Source organism: Mycobacterium sp., from assembly GCF_019243155.1.
GTDB lineage: Bacteria > Actinomycetota > Actinomycetes > Mycobacteriales > Mycobacteriaceae > Mycobacterium.
On record NZ_JAFAUS010000257.1, the window covers coordinates 1 to 2,469 of the forward strand.

Consider the following 2,469-nt stretch of genomic DNA (forward strand, 5'->3'; position numbering starts at 1 on the left):
GGTACGCAACGCGGTGTCCGCCAAGCCCTTTCGAGCGCCGTGCGTGTTGATGAAGTACTCCAGCACGGTCAGGCCCTCACGGAACGAGGACTTGACCGGACGCGGGATGAACTCACCCTTCGGGTTGGTCACCAGACCCTTCATGCCTGCCAGCGTGCGGGTCTGGGTGAAGTTACCCGTGGCGCCCGAGTCGACGATCGTGATGATCGGGTTGTCGGCCGGGTAGTGCTCACGCAGCGCCTGACCGACCTCGTCGGTGGCTTCCTTCCAGATCTCCACCAGGGCCTCGTTGCGCTCGTCGTGGTTCAAAGCGCCTCGCTGGAACTGCTTTTCAACCTTCTCCGCGCGCTCCTCGTAGTGGTCGAGGATCTCCTTCTTACGGGGCGGAACCAGCACGTCGGCCATCGACACCGTGACACCACTGCGGGTCGCCCAGTAGAAACCGGCGTCCTTCAGCTTGTCGACGGTCTGCGCGACCACGATCATCGGGTAGCGCTCGGCCAGATCGTTGATGATGGCGGCCTGCACCTTCTTGTGCATCTGCTTGTTCACGAACGGGTAGCCCACCGGCAGCAGCTCGTTGAACAGCACCCGACCCAGCGTCGTGTCGGCCATCCAGGCGTCCCCCGGCTGCCAGCCGTTGGCGCCGAACAGCTCGGCCTCGATCTCCGCCGGCGGACGCAACTGCGTCAGCCGCACCTTGATCTTGGACCGCACCGACAGCACATGGCGGTCCACCGCCATGATCGCCTCGGCCGGCGAGGAGTACACGCCGACCTCCGGGGTGTCCTTGCCGGCAGGCTGGTATTCGCCGCGGCCGCCGTCGACCTCGGTGGTCAGGTAGTACAACCCGGTCACCATGTCCAGACGCGGCATGGCCAGCGGGCGGCCGGACGCCGGCGACAGGATGTTGTTACTCGACAGCATCAGGATGCGGGCCTCGGCCTGCGCCTCCGCGCTCAGCGGCAGGTGCACGGCCATCTGGTCACCGTCGAAGTCGGCGTTGAACGCCTCACACACCAACGGGTGCAGCTGAATAGCCTTGCCTTCCACCAGCATCGGCTCGAAGGCCTGGATACCCAGACGGTGCAGGGTGGGTGCGCGGTTCAGCAGCACCGGGTGTTCGGCGATGACCTCTTCGAGGACATCCCACACCTGGGGGCGCTGCCGCTCGACCATCCGCTTGGCGCTCTTGATGTTCTGCGCATGGTTCAGGTCGACGAGCCGCTTCATCACGAACGGCTTGAACAGCTCCAGCGCCATCAACTTGGGCAGACCGCACTGGTGCAGCTTGAGCTGCGGACCGACCACGATGACCGAACGGCCCGAGTAGTCGACACGCTTACCGAGCAGGTTCTGACGGAACCGGCCCTGCTTACCCTTGAGCAGATCGCTCAGCGACTTCAGCGGGCGGTTACCCGGCCCGGTGACCGGACGGCCGCGACGGCCGTTGTCGAACAGCGCGTCGACGGACTCCTGCAGCATCCGCTTCTCGTTGTTGACGATGATCTCGGGTGCGCCGAGGTCGATCAGCCTCTTGAGGCGGTTGTTCCGGTTGATGACGCGGCGGTACAGGTCGTTCAGGTCGGACGTGGCGAACCGGCCACCGTCGAGCTGCACCATCGGGCGCAGTTCCGGCGGGATCACCGGGACGGCGTCGAGCACCATGCCCATCGGCGAGTTGCCCGACTGTTGGAAGGCAGCCACCACCTTGAGCCGCTTGAGGGCACGAAGCTTCTTCTGCCCCTTGCCGTTTCGGATCACGTCACGCAGGATGTCGGCCTCGGCGTCGATGTCGAAGTTCTCGATCAGCTTCTGGATCGACTCCGCGCCCATGGCACCGGTGAAGTACTCGCCGTAGCGGTCGATGAGCTCGCGGTAGAGGTTCTCGTCGACGATCAGCTGCTTGGGAGCCAGCTTGGTGAAGGTGGTCCAGATCTCCTCGAGCCGGTCCAGCTCACGCTGGGCACGGTCGCGCAGCTGGCGCATCTCACGCTCGCCACCGTCGCGAACCTTGCGGCGCGCGTCGGCCTTGGCACCCTCGGCCTCCAGCTCGGCCAGGTCGGCCTCCAGCTTCTGGGCGCGGGCCTCCAGGTCCGCGTCGCGCTGGTCCTCAATGGCCTTGCGCTCCACCATCATCTCGGCCTCGAGCGTCGAGAGCTCGTTGTGCCGCATCTCGTTGTCGACCGCGGTGATCACGTAGGCCGCGAAGTAGATGATCTTCTCGAGATCCTTCGGGGCCAGGTCGAGCAGGTAACCGAGCCGGCTCGGCACACCCTTGAAGTACCAGATGTGCGTGACGGGCGCGGCGAGCTCGATGTGGCCCATCCGCTCGCGGCGCACCTTGGCGCGAGTCACCTCGACGCCGCAGCGCTCACAGATGATGCCCTTGAAGCGGACGCGCTTGTACTTGCCGCAGTAGCACTCCCAGTCGCGAGTCGGTCCGAAGATCTTCTCGCAGAACAGGCC

At 65.3% G+C, this 2,469-nt stretch carries 1 protein-coding gene; it reads right to left on the reverse strand.

The window, feature by feature from the left end; all coding sequences use genetic code 11:
• A partial coding sequence (gene rpoC, locus JOZ00_RS12655) for a DNA-directed RNA polymerase subunit beta' (protein ID WP_293344297.1) occupies positions 1-2,469 on the reverse strand: 2,469 nt, incomplete at both ends.